This window comes from Geojedonia litorea, from assembly GCF_042654525.1.
Classification (GTDB): domain Bacteria; phylum Bacteroidota; class Bacteroidia; order Flavobacteriales; family Flavobacteriaceae; genus Geojedonia; species Geojedonia litorea.
Map to the genome: position 1 here is coordinate 602,343 of NZ_JBHSGP010000014.1, position 20,973 is coordinate 623,315.

The window sequence follows — 20,973 nt, forward strand, 5'->3', positions numbered from 1 at the left end:
TGGTTCAACATCATTCAGTCCTTAAACTTTTAACCGGATTCGACATAGCAGCTTTTAAAGAATGGAATCCAACTGTTACCAATGTTATAACCAGTGTTATACTAGCGGCAACAAAGAAGACCCCTATATTTGGTTCAATTTTATAGGTGAAATTCTGTAGCCAATTTTGAGCAGCCAACAATGCAATTGGAGCTGCAATAACAATTGAAACGGAAACCAATACTAAAAAATTCTTACTGATTAGTAATACTATATGGGTTAAACTTGCCCCAAGTGTTTTACGGATTCCTATTTCTTTAGTGCGCTGTACGGTTGTAAAAGCAGCCAAGCCAAACAAGCCAAGGCAAGCCAAAATTATAGCCAAGCCAGCAGCAACACCAAACAGTAAAGAACTTCGCTGTTCAGCCTTATAGAGTGCATTATAATCTTCATCTAGAAAGTGATAATTGAAGGGCCTACCATTGGTGCGTTCATTCCATACCGCTTCGATTCTTGCTAAAGAGCCCTTAACATCATTATTGTTAATTCGAACCATATAGGTTCTAGAAAAATCGCGACCCAAAAACATCAAAAGCGGCCCAATGGGTTCGTGCAGACTACTAAAGTTAAAGTCTTTTACAACTCCTACTACTGGCCCAATAGCACGATTTTCAATAAGTCTTCCAATAGATTCTTCAGGGGTCCAACCTATTTGTCTAGCTAATGTTTCATTAATTATATATGGTTGTTGATAGTTGGCTCTGTTATTAGTTGTGTCCATCAAACTAAAATCTGATTGCACAAAGTCTCTACCTGCAGCCATTTTCATATCTAAAGTTTTTGTAAAATCTAGATCTACTGGCATGGCATTCAACGAAATATCGTGTTTCCCTTTTTCATCATTTACTGTTAATCCATCGCCCCATTGTACAAATTCAGGTGTTTCGTAGGCTGCGGTTACTGATATTACTCCATTCACATTTGTCAATGCATCTTTAATGAGTTGAAAATTAGAAAGCATATTTCCGCCTATTGGAAGCACAACAACATGGTCTTTATCATATCCAAGATTTTTGTTTTTAATAAAATCCATTTGTTGCAGAATAATCAACGTGTAAATAATAAGGAAAACGGAAACGGCAAATTGCCCAACAATTAGTGACTTTCTTAATAAGGTATGTCTTCCCGTTGAGCTAAATCCCTTTTTCAAAATGCCGATAACTTGAGCTCCAGATAAAATCAATGCAGGATATAGGCCTGCTAAAAAACTCACCAATACACAAAAGGTTCCTAATAAAATTAGTGGTAGTGGTTGAATCAATTCAAACCTTTCAAAGGATTGATCAGTAATCTGGTTAAAGTATGGTATAACGATAACACTTAAAAGCAATGCCAAGGCTGTTGCTAAACATGTAATAATTGTAGATTCACTAATAAACTGAATAAATACTTGGCGTTTACTGGCTCCCATAACTTTGCGCATACCAATTTCTCCACTACGCTGTGTAGATTGCGCGGTGGCTAGATTTGTATAATTAGCGCTTGCAATTAATAGTATTAACAAGGCTATAATTACAAAGATGTAGATATAAGTTATGCTTCCATTAGGTTCAAAGCCCGCTAGGTCAGATTTAAGATGTACATCAAGAAGTGGTTCAAGATGATAATTTAGATAATTATTCCCTTCGGCTCCTGTCTGTTTTCTGATGGCCTCAGAGTTCATGTAATCATTGATCTTTTTTTCTAGATGAATTGCATTTGTCCCTTCATTTAATATGAGATAAGTTATCCAATTGGCAGTATACCATTGTTCTTCTTTGACGTAATTGCCAAGATTAAAAAACTGTGTTACAAAATCGAATTTTAACTGTGAGTTTTTAGGAGTGTCTTCACAAACTCCAGCCACGGTCATTTCTTTCCCAATAACCGTAATGGTTTTATTGATTGGTGACTCATTGCCAAAGTACTTTTTTGCCATAGATTGAGTAAGTACTATTTTATTTGGAGCATCCAATACTGTTTCAGCATTTCCTGATAAAAGATTAAAAGAAAATATTTCAAAAAATGACGGATCGGCAAATAAAATGCGATCTTCATTGAACAGTTTATCGCCATACTTTACATTACTGCTGCTTATAAAAGTTCGTACATAATCTTCAACTTCTGGAAAGGTTCTGTTAAATTCGGGTCCAACTTTTGATCCAGATGTCGCCGTATAATTCACCTTGTCTGACAATTTATACTCCATCGTAACCCTTACAATTCTGTCGGCATTGGAATTAAATGTGTCGTAACTCAATTCGTTATTGATATACAAGCCAATCAATAGACAGGACGCCAAGCCAATAGCTAAGCCAAAAATATTTATAAACGCATATAGTTTGTTTTTGCGGATATTGCGAAATGCTATTTTTAAATAATTTTTAATCATGTCTGTACAATTTTTGATTATTCAACCATCATTCTGTTCTTAAGCTATTCACTGGATTCGAAATTCCAGCTTTTACCGCTTGAAATCCAATCGTTATAAATGCAATGGTAATAGCCAAAACACCACTTATTATAAATACCCACCATCCTATTGAGATGCGATAGGCAAAATCTTGTAGCCACTTATCCATAAAATAAAAGGCAAGCGGCGCTGCAATGAATAAGGCAATAACTACCAATTTGATAAAATCCTTTGATAGCAGCCCTACAATGTTAGCTACCGAAGCGCCAAGTACTTTCCTAATGCCTATTTCCTTTGTTCGGTTCACAGCGGCAAGCGCTACTAACCCAAACAAGCCTAAGCAAGCTAAAAACACTGATATTCCACCAGCCCATCCTATAATACTGCTCAATCTTCGTTCTGCTCTGTAAAAATTGTTTAGATTTTCATCTAGGAAATTGTAATTAAATGGGAGGTTTCCTGCTAATATTTGCCACTCTCTTTGCATAGCTTCAAGTGCAGGAGTTGGATTGCCTGGTTGTATTTTTACAAAATACTTGTAGGGTGCATAATCTGCAAACTGATGGAACATTTGAGGTTTTACTTCTTCTTTAAAAGGACGAAAATTAAAATCTTTGATTACCCCAATTACAGTTGGTGATTTATCTGGACCCAAGTTTCTATGGTAACCTGTCAATACTTGCCCAACAGCATTGTCTAGTGTCCAACCAAAATCTTTTACCATGGCTTCATTTACAATAACAGAATTGATTGTATCAGATGCAATTGTTGGATCAAAATTGCGACCGTCAATGAGCTGCATTTCCATCAAAGGGATATAATCAGCATCAACATAGTATTCAAAAACACTTTTTGGATTTCCTTTATATTCAAAGCCAGAAAGACTCCATCCTGTGCCTTCTCCTAAACCAAGCTCGGCACCAGCCACCATAGAAATGTCTGCCCGTGCCAATAAGGCTTGTTTAAATAAGGGATATATCTCATTAGAATTGGTACCATCGGCATCAACAACAACAATATTTTCTTTGTTAAAACCTGGATGTTTAGAACTCATATATTTTGTTTGTTTCAGAATTATCATAGTACAGATAATTAGGCCTACCGATAAAGCAAACTGAACGGTAACCAAAGACTTCGTAAATAAATTAGAACCATTTATTTTGATTTTGCTCTTTAAGGCTTCTACCGGATTGAAGCTAGAGAGAATAAGGGCTGGATAACTTCCTGCCAACAACCCAACAAGTAAAACCAAACCTATTAACATCCAAACCATTTCGGGGTATGAAGAAAACGAAAAAGACAGCTCTCTTCCTGAAAGGCTATTGAAATATGGCAACATTAGCTTTGCCAGTAAAAATCCAATGATGGCTGAAACAACACTTAATATTATGGACTCTGAAAGAAATTGTAAAATCAGCTGCTTTCTCTGCCCTCCAATAACTTTTCGTAAGCCTACTTCTTTAGATCTTCTTGCAGATCTACCTATGGCTAATGTTGTGAAATTAATGCATGCTATCAACAAAACTCCAGCGGCTATGCTCAAAAGGATCCAAATGGATTTAGGGTTTACTTGGTCTACAGTTCCTCCCTGAATTATCGTACTGGTATGTCCTTCTTTAAGCGGTTGCATACCAAATCGAATAGGTGGTGTGTTAGCTTCCCAAGTATAGCCTGCGGCTTTTAACCTTTTCTCCTCTTCAGGATAATATTTGTGTCGAAATGAGGCTAGTTTTTGAATATCATTTGGAAGTCCGCTTCCATCATTTAGTTCTACATACGTAATATATCCTGATCTATTCCAATTATTTACGCCTCTTTTACCGTTGTTTGTGGTTTCCATAAAGCTGAAATTCCCAAGAAGCTCAAACACAATTGAGGAATTGGCAGGAATATCCTCTGCTACGGCGCTAATAGTGAAGGGCACAAATTCTTGGTCGATTTTTATTTCAATGGTACGCCCAACAACATTCTCCATTCCAAAAAGTTCTTTAGCCTTTTTTTGAGTAATCACAACATTTTGCAAATCATTTAATGCTGTTTTAGGGTTTCCATATTTTAAAGGAAACGTAAATACCGTAAAAAATGAAGGGTCGGTATAAGCCAAAGGACATTTACTCACTTGGTTGTCTATTTTCACAAACTCGTCGCCCCAATCTTCACGAAATCTAACAAATTCTTTAACATCTGGAATATCCATTTTTAATGCTGGCCCCAATGGAGATGGCATATAAATATCGCCTTGGGCATTCTCTCCATTCATAGATTCTGTCCAGCGGTAAACGCGATAAACAGTATCGGCATTTTTATGAAACCGGTCAAAACTAAATTCGTTTACAGAATACAGCAAAAACAATGAGAAACATGCCAGTCCTATAGAAAGTCCAAGAATATTTATTAAGGACAATACTTTCTGTCTTTTAAGATTACGGAGTGCTATTTTGAAGTAATGTGTCAGCATAATTTTGATTTTTTATTCTGTTCTTAAACTATGTACTGGGTTTGATAGTGCTGTTTTAATGGTTTGTAGGCTTATCGTAATAAGGGCTATAACAATTGCTGCTAAACTTGCCAAAGCAAATACCCACCATTGCATATCCACCTTATAAGCAAACTCCTGAAGCCAATCTTTCATAAACCACCAAGCCAACGGAAATGCTATGATTGATGCAACAATTATCAACACAGCGAAATCTATTGAGATTAATTTAATAATGCTTATGACTTTAGCTCCAAGAACTTTGCGAATTCCTATTTCTTTTTTTCGACGGGACAGAATAAGAGTTACCAGTCCAAACAATCCCATGCTTGCAATAAATATTGACAATCCTGAAGCAATTTTTACAATTGTGCTTGTTCTAGCTTCGGCCTTATATTGGGCTTCAATTGAAGCATCCAGGAATGTGTTCACAAAATCTTGATTGGGCGCTACTTGCTTCCATGCTTCTTCTAGAATCTTAACATTGTCTGAAAGATTTCCTGCCTTCATACGCACCGATATTCTGGGTTGTGGCGAAAATGCCATACCAATATTCTCTGTTTTACTAAATATAGAATCTGACCTCATGGTCATCAATAAGGGTGCTACGGGCGTATGAAGCGACTGAAAATTGAAATTTTTCACAACACCAATAATTTCTTGCTGAAATGGTCCTGGTAGTTTTTTCCCTATAGGTTCGTCCAATCCAAACAGTGACGCAAAAGCTTCGTTAACAACCGCAGCATTGGTTATATCAGATGTAATTTGGTGGTTAAATGCTCGCCCTTCTTTAATTTTAATATCCATGGATTCAATAAAATTAGCATCAACTGTATTATATTGAAAGCTTCTGTAGGCGTTCATTTCATTTGTGAAGCCAAGTGTAATCCAGGGCGATTCGGCAAAACTGTATAGCGATACGGTGGCCTCTGCAACTTCAGGGTGCTTTAGTAGCTCGGTTCTATAGCGTTCGGCCAATACTGTTCCATCTTTTCTGTTTAAATTGGTAGAAACAACAATAATCTGCTCTTTGTTATAACCTAAGTCTTTACTTTTAAAATAATCGATTTGCTGACCAATTACAATGGTACAAATAATCATTGCTATTGAAGCAGCAAACTGGCCTATAACCAAGCTTTGACGCAAAAGGCCCGAACCTTTTTTTGAGGATAGTTTACCCTTTAATACAACTACAGGATTAAATTTTGACAGAAAAATGGCTGGATAAAACCCAGAAATAAAGGCAATGACTAAAACCAGAAGCAAACAAAAAAGAATAAAAGAAATATCTAATGGAAATGCCAGTTCACGGTTGATAATCGTGTTAAAAGGATTTAGTAGGGCTAAAGAAAAACCTAGACCTAAAATCATTGATACACAGGTAACAATCAACGCCTCACCCATAAATTGATAAATTAACTGATGCTTTTCTGCACCCATTACTTTACGCACCCCAACTTCCCTAGCTCTACTGCTAGAATGACCAATAGCGAGAATGACAAAGTTGGCACAAGCAACTAATAAGATTAAAATACCAATTGTTGCTAAAATGTAGGAGTATTTTGGATTGCTAATTGGTTGGATTCCTTGAGGTAAGCTAGTATCTAAATGAATCTCTGTAATGGGTTGTAAATAAACCTCAAAACCACCCGGCTGATAATTCTCGCCAAGTGCCTGCTTCATCATATCTGGAAATTTAGGGTATAATTGTTCAGGTGATACTCCTTCTCGCAACATGACATAAGTTTCTCCAAAAATATTGAACCAACTTTTTTGCAAACCTTCACTAAATAGTTTGCCAACATTGGCGAAGGATATTAACATATTATATTGGATACTTGAAGGTTCTGGAGCGTCTTCGATAATACCTGTAACAATAAATTGTTCTTTTTCATTCCCCAATTGCATTTCTAGGTATTGTCCAACTGCTGATGTATTACCAAAGTATTTTTTGGCGGTTGTTTTAGACAAAACAACGGTGTTAGTCTGCGGAAAAAGATTTGCTCTATTTCCTTCAAGCAATTTAAAATCGAATAACCTAAAAAAGCTGGTGTCGACCATTAAGGCCTGATCAGTAAAATCCTTTTGACTATAGGTAATCGTTGGGTTAACACTTAAAACCCTGCACATCCCCTCCACTTCAGGAATATTGGCCTCAAGTGTTGGTCCCATAATTATAGGGGTTATGGTATTAATAAAGTTTTGATCTTCGTACTTTTCATCTTGCCATACTCTATAAAGTCGATCTGATTTGCTGTGGAATTTATCAAAACTCCATTCACTATTAACAAAAAGCATGATTAGTATACAACACATAACACCTACTGCTAATCCTGCTATTTTTATAGCAGTATAACCTTTGTTATGCATTAGGTTTCGAAGGGCTATTTTGAAATAATTTCTGATCATGACTGTTCGTTTTTTGATTGTTATATCATCATTCTGTTCTTAAGCTTTTTACTGGGTTTGAGGTTGCTGCTTTTATAGATTGAAAACTCACCGTGATGAGGGTAATTGTAAGTGCTCCCAAAGCCGCGGCTAAAAATATCCACCATGAAATATCGGCGCGATAGGCAAACTTCTGTAACCATTGTTGCATCGCATAATAAGCAATTGGCGTTGCGATTAGTAATGAAATCACTACCAACAATACAAAGTCTTTAGAAAGCAAGGTCCAAAGATTAGTTACCGTTGCTCCTAATACTTTTCTAACGCCTATTTCTTTTGTGCGCTGTTCGGCCACAAAACTTGCCAATCCAAATAATCCAAGGCAGCTAATTAAAATTGCTAATATGGTAAACACTCTTGCCAAGCTTGCGATACGCTCTTCTTGCGCAAATTTAAGAGCGTACTGTTCGTCAATAAATTCATATTGAAATGGTAAATTGGGAAAATGCTGTTTAAATGTTTTTTCGATAATCTTTAGATTTTCGGAAACACTATTATTTGGATTCAAACGCAGATTATAATAGCTCGCATTCTCATATCGATCAAAAACATATAGCCCTTGTTTTACTGGACGATAAGGCGATTGAGAAATAACGTCTTCAACCACCCCAATAATTTTCAATGGAGGATTATTGTCATCAGAGTCGTCATTTCTCAATAACTTACCAACAGGGTCTGTTAAGCCCATGTACTGGACGGCGGTTTTATTTATTAATATAGCATTGGAGTCTGTTGGGAATTCTCTTGAAAAGTCTCGCCCTTCTACAATTTTCATTCCTAACGACTTCACATATTCATAAGATACTTCAGTCCAAGCAAAATCTTCCTGAAACCCTTCTGGTTTTCCTTCCCAGGTATATCCTCCACGATTAGACCAAATTTGGGTGGTTGGGCTGCTCGATGAAGACATCTCAATGGCACCGCCTGAGGCTATAAATTGATTTCTCATAAAATCATACTTCCCCATAAAATCTATACTCATGGTAGGTATTTGAATCAATCCGCCTTTATCATAACCCACCGGTCTGCTTTTACTATACTCTATTTGTTGCATGACCACTAAAGTGCCAATGATTAAAGCCACTGATACGGTAAACTGAACAACGACCAATACTTTTCTAGGTAATGCTGCAAAACGACCTGCTTTAAAAGTGCCTTTTAATACCTTTACTGGGTTAAATGATGACAAGTATAACGCAGGGTAACTTCCTGATATTAAGGCTGTAAATAACACAAAAATCAAAGAGACGCTCCAGAAGTTTAAATTGCTCCAAGGAAAAGTCATTTGCTTACTTGCTAATGTATTAAATCCGTTCAAACACAATAAAACAAGTAGTATTGCTACAATAAATGCAAATAGAACCACCAATAACGATTCACTTAAAAATTGTTTGATGAGTTGCTCTCTACTAGAGCCAATGGCTTTGCGAATACCTACTTCCATGGCACGTTTTTCTGATCTGGCTGTACTTAAATTCATGAAGTTGATACAGGCCAGAAACAGTACAAACATTCCAATAATTCCAAACAACCAAACACTTTCTATTCGTCCACCCGTTTGTACGCCATTCTCAAAGCTAGATCGAAGGTGCCAATCACTCATTGGCAATAAAAAAATCTGTGGATTGAATTCAACAGTATCTTCATTAGCCTTCTTTTTTGAATCAATAATTTTTTGAGTCACGCCTTTCATAGTGGCGTTATCTGCTATTTGTACAAACATTTGAAACGAATTATTACCCCAACTATCTATAGAATTTTTAATCCATTCTTGACTATTTGCATAAAATTTCCATGGAATTAAGAAAGTAACTTCTGAAAGTGTGCTATTTAAAGGAATATCCTCAAAAACACTTGTGACCATCATGTCGTTATTACTATTGACTTTAATGATTTTTCCAATGGGTTCTTCGTCTCCAAATAATGCTTTAGCTGTTGACTCCGATAACATTATTGAATTGGTTTCTTTTAAACCGTTTTTTTCACCTTTTATAACTTTGAAATCGAAAATCTCAAGACCTGATTCCTGAATGAAATTACCCTGTCTTGAAATGCTTTTGTCCTGATATTTTAAATATCTGGATTGGGTCCATGATGACATGGAAATGTGCTTAAAATTACTTCCGTAGCTTTCTCTTAAAGTCATCTCTAAAGGTCGAGGAATGGCTTGTCCGGTTCCAACTTTCCCATTAAAGGTTTGGCTTTGATAGACTTGAGCTATGTGATCATAATTTTTAAAATTAGAATTATAGCTCAATTCGTCGGCAATCCAAAGTCCGATAGTAATTGTAACTGCCATACCAATAGCCAACCCAAAAATATTGATGAAGGAATACACCTTGTTCTTTAAAAGGTTTCTCCAGGCTATTTTGAAATAATTCTTGATCATGATTGTTCGTTTTTTGATTGGGATTGATTAGACGAGAATGTTTTCGGTTACCTTTTGGCCATCTAACATTCTAATAATACGATGGCTGTATTTGGCATCGTGTTCGCTATGTGTAACCATGATGATAGTGGTTCCTGCTTCATTTAATTCTGTTAGCAGATCCATCACTTCATTTCCATTGCTACTATCCAGGTTTCCTGTAGGCTCATCCGCCAAAATTAATTTTGGATTATTAACTACTGCTCTTGCAACCGCGACACGTTGTTGCTGACCACCAGATAATTGTTGTGGAAAGTGTTTGCGACGGTGCATGATTTGCATTTTTTCAAGTACTTCTTCAACACGTTTCTTACGTTCTGCAGGTTTAACTCCTGTATAAATAAGTGGAAGCTCAACATTTTCAAAAACGGTAAGCTCATCAATAAGATTAAAGCTTTGAAACACGAAGCCAATATTGTGCTTTCGTAAGTTAGCGCGTTTACGTTCATTGTATTTTGAAACTTCTGATCCGTCAAAAATAAAACTGCCGCCATCGGCGTCATCAAGCAGACCAATAATATTAAGCAAAGTGGATTTTCCGCATCCCGATGGCCCCATAATAGCAACAAATTCACCTTTATTTACTTTAAAGGAAAGCTTATTTAATGCTATTGTACGCACTTCGTCGGTGCTGTAAAATTTCTCTAGTTCATTGATTGTTATCATTTCTAATTAATTTTATACTGTTAAGTGTTATTTTATAATTTATTTGTAATTAGTCTTTTAATATTAATTCTTGTACGTCGCCGTAATTGTCATAACCAGAAGTAATAACTTTATCTCCCTGTTCTAAACCGCTCAACACTTCATAGAACTCTGTATTTTGACTACCTAATGAAATGTCAATTTTGTAGGCATACGAGCCATCTTCACTCACCTTAAAAATCCAATTGCCCCCGGTTTGCTGAAAGAATCCTCCTTTTGGGATGAGCAGGGCTTGTTTTTCTTCGCTTAACGCTACTCGAATTTGTAATGTTTGCCCACGCCTAATACCTTCTGGGACTTCGGATTCAAACTCCATATCCACCTGAAAACGTCCATTACTTACTTGTGTGTATACCTTTTTAATGATGAGGAAATATTGTTTGTTGTTAAATACAAACGACCCTCTTTGTCCGGCATAAATTCTACTTATATAATGCTCGTCTATATCAACTCGTACTTTAAACCCACTTAATACATCTATTTGACCCAAGCGCTCTCCCTTGTTTTTAGATTGACCTATTTCGGCATCTAGAGAGGTTAGCTGACCATCAACAGGAGCTTTTACTACTAAATCGGCAACCTTTCTTCGCATTAACTCTAAAGCGTTTTGTGTGCGTTGATAAGAGCTCTGGATTTGATTTTGCTCTTGCTTAGTAGCAACAGAATCTTGCTGCAATATTTGCTTCGCTAACTGCATGCGTTCTTTTTGGTAGTTGTAATCATTTTGTGATTTAATAAGTTCCTGTCTGCCAATGGCATCTTTTTCAAAAAGACGTTTGTTTAGATTGTAAATTCTTTCGGCTTCAATAAGACTGTTCTCCACATCAGTAAATTGATTAAGTTTATTGATGGTGTTTTGTCTCGCCGCATTTTGCGAAATTTGCATCTGGGTTAATAAATTATAAACTGAAGTTTCTTGATTGACTAGACTTAATTCTAAGTCGGTGTTAGATAACCTTAAAATTGGATCGCCTTTTTTCATAATAGCACCATCCTCAACATACTTTTCATCTACGCGACCGCCTTCAATAGCGTCTAAATAAATTGTAGTTATAGGTAATACAATACCATTAACAGGAATGTTTTCTTGAAAAACACCTGTTTGCGCCGTATTTATACTTAAGCGTTCGCGCTCTACGTTGAGCTTTGAGTTACCTGAAGAAAAAATAAAAACATAAACGATTAAAAATAGAATGAGCGCCCCCAATCCTATCATTATGAGTTTAGACTTTGTAAATCGTTTTTTTTCAATTGGTATGTCCATGGATAAATTTTTAGGTTAGTATATAAATAATCTTGCCGAATTTGTATTCTACTGAATATCAATTAATTAAAATTTATTTCGATTTTAAAGTGTTCGATTTTGATACAGGTATTGTTCGAAAACAATACACTTTTATAGCTAGATAAATAACTTGTTCATAACTATTTAATTGGCGTTATAAATTATTAAATTTGAAATATGCTTCTAAAAGATGCCAACATACTTGTAATTGATGACGACGAAGATGTCCTTACTGCGTTACGGCTTTTACTAAAATCTATGGTAAAATCTGTACAAGTAAACAAAAACCCAAACACTATTCAGTCGTTATTAGAACAACATCAAATTGATATTGTGATTTTAGACATGAATTTTAACGGAGTAGTTCATACTGGTAACGAAGGGATTTATTGGCTGAATAAAATTAAAAGCTTCAACTCTAAAATAGATGTAATCCTAATTACGGCTTATGGCGATATTGATTTGGCTATCAAAAGTTTAAAGAATGGCGCTTCTGATTTTATTGTAAAACCCTGGAAAAATGAAAAACTTGTTGACTCTATAAAACAAATTCTTCTTCAGAAAAAGACTGTCAAGGCTCCACGTTTAGAATCCCTTTCGGGAGAAAAGATTGTGGGTGATAGTGCCGTAATGCAAGATGTTTTTTTGAAGATTAGTAAAGTGGCACCTACTGAAGCCAATATTTTGATATTAGGTGAAAATGGTACGGGTAAAGATTTAATAGCTCGCGCCATTCATGACAATTCTAATAGAAAAAATAAGCCCTTTGTTAAAGTGGATGTTGGCGCTTTAACCTCAACCCTTTTTGAAAGTGAATTATTTGGTTATAAAAAAGGTGCTTTTACAGGTGCAAATGAAAACCGGATGGGACGATTTGAAGCCGCAAGCGGTGGCACACTTTTTTTAGATGAAATTGGAAATATTACCTTAGGGCAGCAAGTTCGACTTTTGAGTGTATTACAAAATAGAACCGTCACCCCTTTAGGCTCTAACGATGCCATAGATTTAGATATCAGACTAATTTGTGCTACGAATTTAAGTATCAACGATCTTGCCGATGAATCTAAATTTAGGAAAGATTTGATTTACCGCATTAATACCGTAGATATTATTGTACCACCATTACGCGATAGAGGTTCTGATATTACCCTATTGTGTCATCATTTTATTTCTAACTATGCTGAAAAATATTTTAAAGAACCATTTAAACTTGATCCCGAGTTTATAAAAAAACTGAAAGATCATACTTTTCCTGGAAATGTTCGTGAGCTTCAATATACTTTAGAACGGTCTGTAATTATGGCCGAAGGTAATACATTAAAGGCAAACGATTTGGTATTCTCGGCGATTGAAAGTGCTCAAAAACCTCAAACTTCTAAAATTGTAAACCTTGAAATTCTTGAAAAAACTGCCATACTTAATGTCATCGAAAAAAATAATGGTAATATTTCTAAATCGGCAAAAGAGTTGGGAATAACACGAACTGCATTATACCGCAGGCTTAATAAATATGATTTATAAATCTTATTTTTTCATTTTACTCTTTAGGGTTTTCATTCTTTTGGCAGCCATGTCTAGTATTGCCTATGGGCTGGCGTTTCAAAATAATTATGCATTATATGGTGGCCTATTAGTGACCATAATTTTATTGTATAACCTTTATGTATTTGTGACCAAACGTTTCATAGAAATGGACGACTTTTTTGAATCTGTGAAATACCGCGATTTCTCGAGATGGTTTGGTGAAGAACACGGGCCTAGAGACATTCGTCAGCTTCATAAGGGTTTTAATCTTGTCAATAAAACGTTTAGAACCATTAACAAAGAACGTCAAGCGCAATTTCTATATCTCAAAAAAATCCTAGAAATGGTTGATGTGGGAATTGTTGCCTTTAATGTGGAAAGTGGAGATGTGCTTTGGGTTAATGATTCTATTTTAGACATTATGGATCTCCCATCATTCAAGAATATTCGATTTGTTAAAAAGCGCCGTCCAAAAATTTATAACGATCTGTTTGAAACCTATTATGCCAATCACCAATCGGTCACTTTAGAGTTGCGGGATGAATCTCTAAAAGTATTAGTTTCGGATACGGTTTTTGAAGTTGAAGACAATTCATTTAAACTAATTGTTGTTCAAAATATTGAAGATACCCTTAACAAAAATGAATCTGAAGCCTGGAAAAAATTATTAAGTGTGATGACCCACGAAATCATGAATAGTATTGCGCCTATTTCTTCGCTCTCTGAAACACTTCAAAGTGAAATTCAACATAAACTAGACGATAAAACCAATTATGATTTAAATTTAGAAGACATCAATGCCGGAATTTTAAGCATAAAAAAACGTAGCGAAGGGTTGATGAAATTTGCCAAAACCTATCGTACACTTAACAAAGTGAGTCAGGTAAATAAGTCTAGAATTTTTGTGGATGAGCTATTCAAAACTATCGGGGATCTGATGCTTCCGTCATTGCAGCAGAGCATTTCTGTTGAATTTATAAATACTAATCCTAAATTAGAGCTTAACATTGATGTGCATCTCATTGAACAGGTGTTAATCAACCTTATTCTAAATGCCAGAGACGCCTGTTTAGAACAAGAAAATCCTAAAATAATAATTACTGCAGAAAAATTGCGAGACACCGTTCAAATTAAAGTGATCGATAATGGAATTGGGATTCCCTCCGAACTTTTAGATACTATTTTTGTGCCCTTTTTTAGTACTAAAAAAACAGGAAGTGGTATAGGCTTGAGCCTTTCAAAACAAATTATGATGCTGCACAAAGGGCGTATTCAAATACAAAGTGAAGAGGGTACGGGAACGGCAATTGGGTTGATATTTTAAAATAGAATCAAACTATTATATCTGTTATAAGGTAATACTCATTTTGTAAATTCCTTAAAAACTAAGCCTTCAAATATTTTATAAAATATCTGAATTTATTCGTATCTTTCAGAATATCAGACAACCAACCCTTTTTAACTTGAAAGCTTTTATCCAACCTTCAACTTTTTTTAGGCTGCATATACATTGTTGCCTAATTGGCATCTTTTTGCTTTTAAGCTTAAACTGCTCTGGTCCGCTTTCTAATGAGGTTGAGCTTGCTTATGAAGCTTTGCCAGAATATGTTGATTACAATTTCCATATTAAACCCATCCTCTCCGATAGGTGTTACACCTGTCACGGTCCAGATCCTCAAACACGTAAAGCAGGGTTAAGGCTTGATATTGAGGCAGAAGCTTTTAAACAGCTTCAATCAGGTAATTATGCTTTTGTCAAAAGAAAAATAGGAAAAAGTGAGGTTATTCACAGATTGTTAAGCAATGACCCAGAATTTATGATGCCGCCTCCTGATTCTGAACTTACTATATCTGCGCGTGAAATAGCTATGATTGCCAAATGGATTGATCAAGGGTCTAATTGGAAAGAGCATTGGTCTTTTCTTGCCTTAAATGCTCCTAAAGTTCCTACACTTAACAATAACTGGACCCGTCAAAACAATATAGATCATTACATTCAAAACCAGCTACTTCAACAAGGAATGGCACCTGCCGCCCTGGCCGACAAGGAGCGCCTTATTAAGCGCGTTACAATGGATCTTACTGGTTTGCCTCCATCTGTAGAAGAAATTGATGCTTTTTTGAATGACACTTCAAATAATGCCTATGAAAAGGTTGTAGATCGCCTTTTACAATCAGATGCCTATGCCGAACGCATGACACAAGAATGGATGGATGTAGCAAGATATTCTGACTCACATGGTGTTTCTTTTGATGGTTACCGTACATCTTGGCCTTATCGGGATTGGCTTATTGAGGCATTCAAAAAGAATATGCCTTATGATGAATTTATAACCCACCAAATAGCCGGAGATTTAATTCCAAATGCTAATGATCAATCTATCCTTGCAACCTCATTTTTAAGGATGAATCCATTAGAGGCTTCAGGAGGCTCCATTCCTGAAGAATTTCGATTGGAGTATGTTAATGAGCGTGCTGGCCTAACAGGCACCGCTTTGCTCGGCTTGACCGTTGAATGTGCCAAATGTCATGACCACAAGTTTGATCCCATCACCCAAAGAGAATTTTTTCAGGTATCTGCTTTTTTCAATAGCACCGAAGAATATGGTCTTGCTCCAACCGATTCTGACAGGCCTCCAACTTTGACTTTACTTAGCGATGAGGAAAAGTCACAAATAAATACCTATGTTAAATCTTTGGAGGCAGATGAAAAAGCACTCGCGCTTTTAAAACAAAAGCAGTTGGCAATCTACGACAAAGCTTTGCCAACAATTTCGGAAGTGCGTCCGCTTGCCCATTATAAGTTCAACTCCATTGCGTCCTATAAAAAGGAGCTTAAACCTCGTAAACCTATGGAGGAAGACAAAAAGAAAGATAAGGACAAAAAGAAAAAAGAAGAGAAAAAGAAGGCTGAACCAAAAAAGAAAATCTTTCTGGATATGCAGATGCTGGACGGCAACAAGGAAGCAGAGGCAAATTTAAAAATAACTTTAGCTGAAGGGAAATATGGAAAAGCCGCCTATTTTAATGAGGAGTATGATATTGTCACGCTTCGAAAAATTGGAGAATTTGAGCATTATGACCCCTTTAGTATCAGCACCTGGATTTCTACGGAAAAAGACTCCATTGGCTCGTCTCAAACTATAATTGGCAATACAGGTCATGTTTTTCAGTTCCATCGCGGTTGGGAAATTGCACTAGATTCCACCAATCACGTTAGAGTGCGCCTAATACATCGTTTACCTGATGAGGTTATTTCGGTGACTTCAATTGACGAGATCCCTCCTAATAAGTGGCAACATGTTGGATTTACCTACGATGGTAGTAAATCTGCAAAAGGTGTTACTGTATTCATAAACGGGAAAAAGGCAAGAACAAAAACGAACTTTGATAATTTAAAGCGGTCCATGGTTCCTATAAATATGGATACCATGAAACCCGACACTATTCCTTTGATAGTTGGAAGAAGTAACCGACTTTGGATGAATGATCTTGGATTGTTCAGGGGAAAAATAGATGACATCAAGGTTTATGACCGACAACTTTCCCAATGGGAAATGGCGCAATTAGGTGAAGCTAGTTTAGATGCAAATTCAAAAGACATCAGACAAGAGTATTGGTTTTTACATGATAAAAATCTATTAGCTCAACGTAACAAGATAAAAACTTTAAGAAAAGAATTGGGAGCGATTCTAGACAGTGCAGACCAAGTAATGGTCATGAAAGACATGAAGACACCCAGAAAGACCTACATTTTAGAAAAAGGTCTTTATAATCAACCTGGAGAAGAAGTTGAGCCAGGCGGTATTAATAAGGTGCTTCCTTACAGCAAGGATTTACCAAAAAACAGGTTAGGACTGGCTAAATGGTTGTTTGATCCCAACAATGCACTTGTGCCAAGAGTTGCTATAAACCGATATTGGCAGATGATATTTGGTAAAGGTTTGGTCAAAACGGCCGAAGATTTCGGTAGTCAAGGAGAGCGTCCTAGTCATCCAGAATTGTTAGACTGGTTGGCCCAAGATTTGGTTAAACATGATTGGAATATAAAACATGCTATTAAGCAAATGGTAATGTCTTACACCTATCAACAATCTTCTCATTGTCCTGAAGAGCTTCGAAAAACAGACCCAGAAAACAAGTTTCTTGCACGTAGCCCATCATATCGATGGCCAGCAGAAATGATTAGAGACAATGTTTTAAAAGCCAGTGGGCTTTTAGTATCAGATATTGGTGGGCCTAGTGTAAAACCATATCAGCCGGAAGGACTTTGGAAAGAAGTACTTATGGCCTCTAATAAGTTAAAAAAATATGTGCCCGATTCGGGTAAAGGATTATACAGAAGAAGTCTTTACACGTTTTCAAGGCGCTTTGCCCCTAACCCGTTTATGATTAATTTTGACGGTACCCCAAGGGAAATATGCACCATACGACGTAATGTGACCAGTACGCCTCTTCAGGCATTAACACTACTCAATGATCCACAGTTTGTAGAGGCATCTCGTGTATTGTCAGAACGTGTTCAAAAGGAACATCCTGAAAACATCGATCAGCAAATACAACTAGCGTTTAGGAGATCTACAGGTTTAAAGCCTACAAATGAACAACTCAATATTTTAAAAGATCAATATCAAACATCTTTAGAGCAGTTTGTTAATACGCCAACCCTCATCGATTCTATTTTATCGGTAGGTGAAATGCCTTTTGACAAGGTTTTACCTAAAGATAAAACGGCGGCAATGACTTTGGTGGTAAGTACGATATTTAATTTTGACGAATCTTATATGAAGAGATAACATGGACGATCATCATCACAACCCCATTAGTAGAAAGGATTTCTTAAGTAAAGCGACACTTGGACTTGGGGCTATTTCTTTGGCTTCACTCATAAATCCAATGCACGCTTTTGGAAATTCATTTAATTCCTACATCGGACAAGGGCCTCATTTTGCACCTAAAGCAAAACGTGTGATTTTCTTAAACATGATTGGGGCGCCTTCGCAGTTGGATTTGTTTGATTACAAACCTATTCTTACCAAAATGCATGGTGTTGAATTGCCAGATAGTGTAATGGGAGATAGGGTGACTGCTACTGTTGCCGCACAAGCGAGTAAGCCAATTGTACGGCCAATATATAATTTTAAGCAACATGGCAATAGTGGAATGTGGATGAGTGATCTTATGCCATATATGTCGCAAATTACTGATGAATTGTGTATGATTAATTCCATGCACACTGAATCTGTTCAGCATGAACCAGCACAAATGTTCACACATACAGGCTCTGAAATTCCTGGAAGACCAACAATGGGTGCTTGGATTAGTTATGGATTAGGATCAGAAAATGAAAATCTTCCCAATTATATTGCCTTGATGACTAAAGGTAACGAAGGCGGTTCATCGCGATTGTTATCTAGTGGGTTTCTGCCTGCCGAATATCAAGGTGTTCAGTTTAGAAGCGGTAAAAATCCGGTGTTGTTTTTAAACAACCCGCCTGGAGTTACTGAAGAGATAAGAAGAGAGCAGCTCAACCATCTTCAAAAGCTGCAAGAGCAGAACTTAAACACTTGGGATGATCCAGCTATTAAAGCAAAAATGTCACAATATGAAATGGCTTTCAGGATGCAAACGTCTGTCCCGGAAGTTATGAATACAGACGGAGAACCAGAACATGTTTATACCCTGTATGGAGAGGACAGTAAGAAACCGGGCACATTTGCAAGCAACTGCTTGTTGGCTAGACGCCTTGCCGAACGTGGCGTTCGTTTTATTCAGATTTATCATGGCGATTGGGATCACCACAGTAATTTACCTAGACAAATTCCTAAACGATGTAAAGAAGTTGATCAGGCATCAGCAGCTTTAATCATGGATCTAAAACAGCGCGGACTGCTCGAAGATACTTTAGTGGTTTGGGGCGGTGAATTTGGCAGGACAAGTTTTTCACAGGGCCAGCTTACAAAAGATAATTTTGGGCGCGACCACCATCCCGACGCCTATACAATGCTAATGGCCGGTGCTGGTGTTAAAAAGGGCTTGACTTACGGAGCCACAGATGATTTTGGTTATCATATTACAGAAAACAAAGTGCATGTTCACGATCTCAATGCAACCATACTTCACCTTTTAGGATTAGATCATGAAAAATTAAATTATAAGTATCAGGGGCGCAGATTCAGATTGACTGATGTTCATGGAAATGTGGTAAAAGATATCTTAAGTTAATGGAGTGGGATCTATTTATTGGCCGTTTTCACCCATTGTTGGTTCATTTACCCATTGGTATCTTCATTCTAGGATTTATTTTAGAACTACAATTTCAATTTGGTTATCGCAAATTTATTAATTCGCGCAAGCTTATTATTTTCATTTATGCATTAGGCCTTTTATCGGGTATTTTGGCTGCACTAACCGGCTGGCTATTGTCCTTTAGCAATGATTATGGTATTAACGCTTTAGACAATCATAAGCAACTTGGCATTGCAACATTATTGGTAATGCTCCTTGTCATCATTTATCAGGTTAAAGCTCAAGAGGCCAAGGGCAAATCAAAAATAGCTGCTTCAACCCTTGTCATTATTTTGATAGGATTAACAGGTCATTTTGGAGGCAATCTTACTCATGGCCCAGATTATCTTGTCAAATACGGTCCTGGCTTTATAAAAAACTATGAAGATGTTACTTTAAGAGATAAATTAAAAGGAAAGCATCCAGATTCTGTAAAGATCTACTCTGATATCATTTACCCTATAATCCAAAACAATTGTATCTCCTGTCACAATACTGAAAATGCAATGGGCGGATTGAGTTTGGCGAAGTACAACAATCTTTTTAAAGATGCAGACTATGCTATTCCTGTTTTACCCAAAAACCCAGACAAAAGCGAATTGTTTGTTCGTGTAAGCTTGCCGGCCGACCATGATAAAGCTATGCCTCCAAGAGGTCCTGGATTTGGATACACTGATATTGAAATCTTAAGGTATTGGATCTCAAATGGAGCTGATAGTTTGGCCAGCTTTAATTCAGAAGCGATGAGCAGTGAATTGATTGCGCTTATTAATCGTGATTACGGATTGGATTACAAACCAAGGCCCTATTACGAAAAAGTAAAGGTTGATAGTCTGGATAATGAGATCCTAGCTGAATTAAGAAATTCTAGATTTAGAGCTAATTATTTAAGCGAAAACAACTTTTTGTTAGATGTTTCTTTTATTGGTGATACAATTAGCAAGGATCAGATTCAAATTCTAAATCGTGCTGCAAGCCACATTACATTTCTTAATTTATCAAATAGCAACTTAACGGAAGAACTTTTGAATGAGCTTGTTGAAATACCGCACCTCAACAGAATCAATTTTAGTAAAAATAGGCTTGACCACAATTTATCGTCTTACCTTGCTAAGCATCAACATATAGAATCTGCCAATTTAAATGAAACCGATCTTACAAACGAATCACTTCAGAACTTACTATCTAAATCCAAATTATTAAGGGTATATGTGTTAAATACGAAAGTTACCAAAGATCAAATTTCTTCGTTATTAGCAAATTATAAGAATAAAGCTATTATATCTGATTTTAAGTTTAAGGAAGTACAAGAGCCTAAATCGGTTTTCACCGAGGAAAATTCAGATCGTTAACACGAGATTTAATACATTTTAAAGCTTCTAGTTTAA

The 20,973-nt window shown here is 36.5% G+C and carries 11 protein-coding genes; 5 read left to right on the top strand and 6 right to left on the bottom strand.

Going from position 1 to position 20,973, the window contains the following annotated elements; all coding sequences use genetic code 11:
- Positions 1–10: 10 nt before the first annotated feature.
- The 6 genes from ACFO5O_RS10685 to ACFO5O_RS10710 are packed head-to-tail and all read right to left on the bottom strand — an operon-like array spanning position 11 to position 11,752.
- Entirely contained in the window at positions 11–2,410 is a 2,400-nt protein-coding gene (locus tag ACFO5O_RS10685; protein WP_387963601.1) for an ABC transporter permease, read from the bottom strand.
- Positions 2,411–2,438: 28 nt separating this feature from the next.
- Complete coding sequence (locus ACFO5O_RS10690) at positions 2,439–4,889, bottom strand: ABC transporter permease (protein ID WP_387963603.1); 2,451 nt, start codon at positions 4,887–4,889, stop codon at positions 2,439–2,441.
- 12 nt (positions 4,890–4,901) lie between these two features.
- A complete protein-coding gene (locus ACFO5O_RS10695; protein ID WP_387963605.1) occupies positions 4,902–7,316 on the bottom strand; it encodes an ABC transporter permease in 2,415 nt (804 codons plus the stop codon).
- 28 nt (positions 7,317–7,344) lie between these two features.
- Positions 7,345–9,744, bottom strand: a complete 2,400-nt coding sequence (locus ACFO5O_RS10700; protein ID WP_387963607.1) for an ABC transporter permease — start codon at positions 9,742–9,744, stop codon at positions 7,345–7,347.
- A 27-nt stretch (positions 9,745–9,771) separates the two neighbouring features.
- Entirely contained in the window at positions 9,772–10,449 is a 678-nt protein-coding gene (locus tag ACFO5O_RS10705; RefSeq protein WP_387963609.1) for an ABC transporter ATP-binding protein, read from the bottom strand.
- 49 nt (positions 10,450–10,498) lie between these two features.
- Positions 10,499–11,752 (bottom strand): efflux RND transporter periplasmic adaptor subunit, encoded by a 1,254-nt coding sequence (locus ACFO5O_RS10710; protein ID WP_387963611.1) that lies wholly within the window; start codon positions 11,750–11,752, stop codon positions 10,499–10,501.
- A gap of 198 nt (positions 11,753–11,950) precedes the next feature.
- Between ACFO5O_RS10710 and ACFO5O_RS10715 the strand changes: the two genes are divergently transcribed.
- The 5 genes from ACFO5O_RS10715 to ACFO5O_RS10735 all read left to right on the top strand — a co-directional run bounded on the left by ACFO5O_RS10715 (position 11,951) and on the right by ACFO5O_RS10735 (position 20,937).
- Complete coding sequence (locus ACFO5O_RS10715) at positions 11,951–13,294, top strand: sigma-54-dependent transcriptional regulator (RefSeq protein ID WP_387963613.1); 1,344 nt, start codon at positions 11,951–11,953, stop codon at positions 13,292–13,294.
- Entirely contained in the window at positions 13,284–14,621 is a 1,338-nt protein-coding gene (locus tag ACFO5O_RS10720; RefSeq protein WP_387963615.1) for a sensor histidine kinase, read from the top strand. Before ACFO5O_RS10715 ends, ACFO5O_RS10720 begins: the two co-directional genes overlap by 11 nt.
- Before the next feature lie 208 nt (positions 14,622–14,829).
- Positions 14,830–18,093 (top strand): DUF1553 domain-containing protein, encoded by a 3,264-nt coding sequence (locus ACFO5O_RS10725; protein WP_387963617.1) that lies wholly within the window; start codon positions 14,830–14,832, stop codon positions 18,091–18,093.
- Between the two features lies 1 nt (position 18,094).
- The gene (locus ACFO5O_RS10730) at positions 18,095–19,522 is read left to right on the top strand and encodes a DUF1501 domain-containing protein (protein ID WP_387963619.1); all 1,428 of its coding nucleotides are present in this window, start codon (positions 18,095–18,097) and stop codon (positions 19,520–19,522) included.
- Positions 19,522–20,937: a DUF2231 domain-containing protein gene (locus ACFO5O_RS10735; RefSeq protein ID WP_387963621.1), complete on the top strand. Its 1,416-nt coding sequence runs from the start codon at positions 19,522–19,524 to the stop codon at positions 20,935–20,937. Before ACFO5O_RS10730 ends, ACFO5O_RS10735 begins: the two co-directional genes overlap by 1 nt.
- Positions 20,938–20,973: the final 36 nt, after the last annotated feature.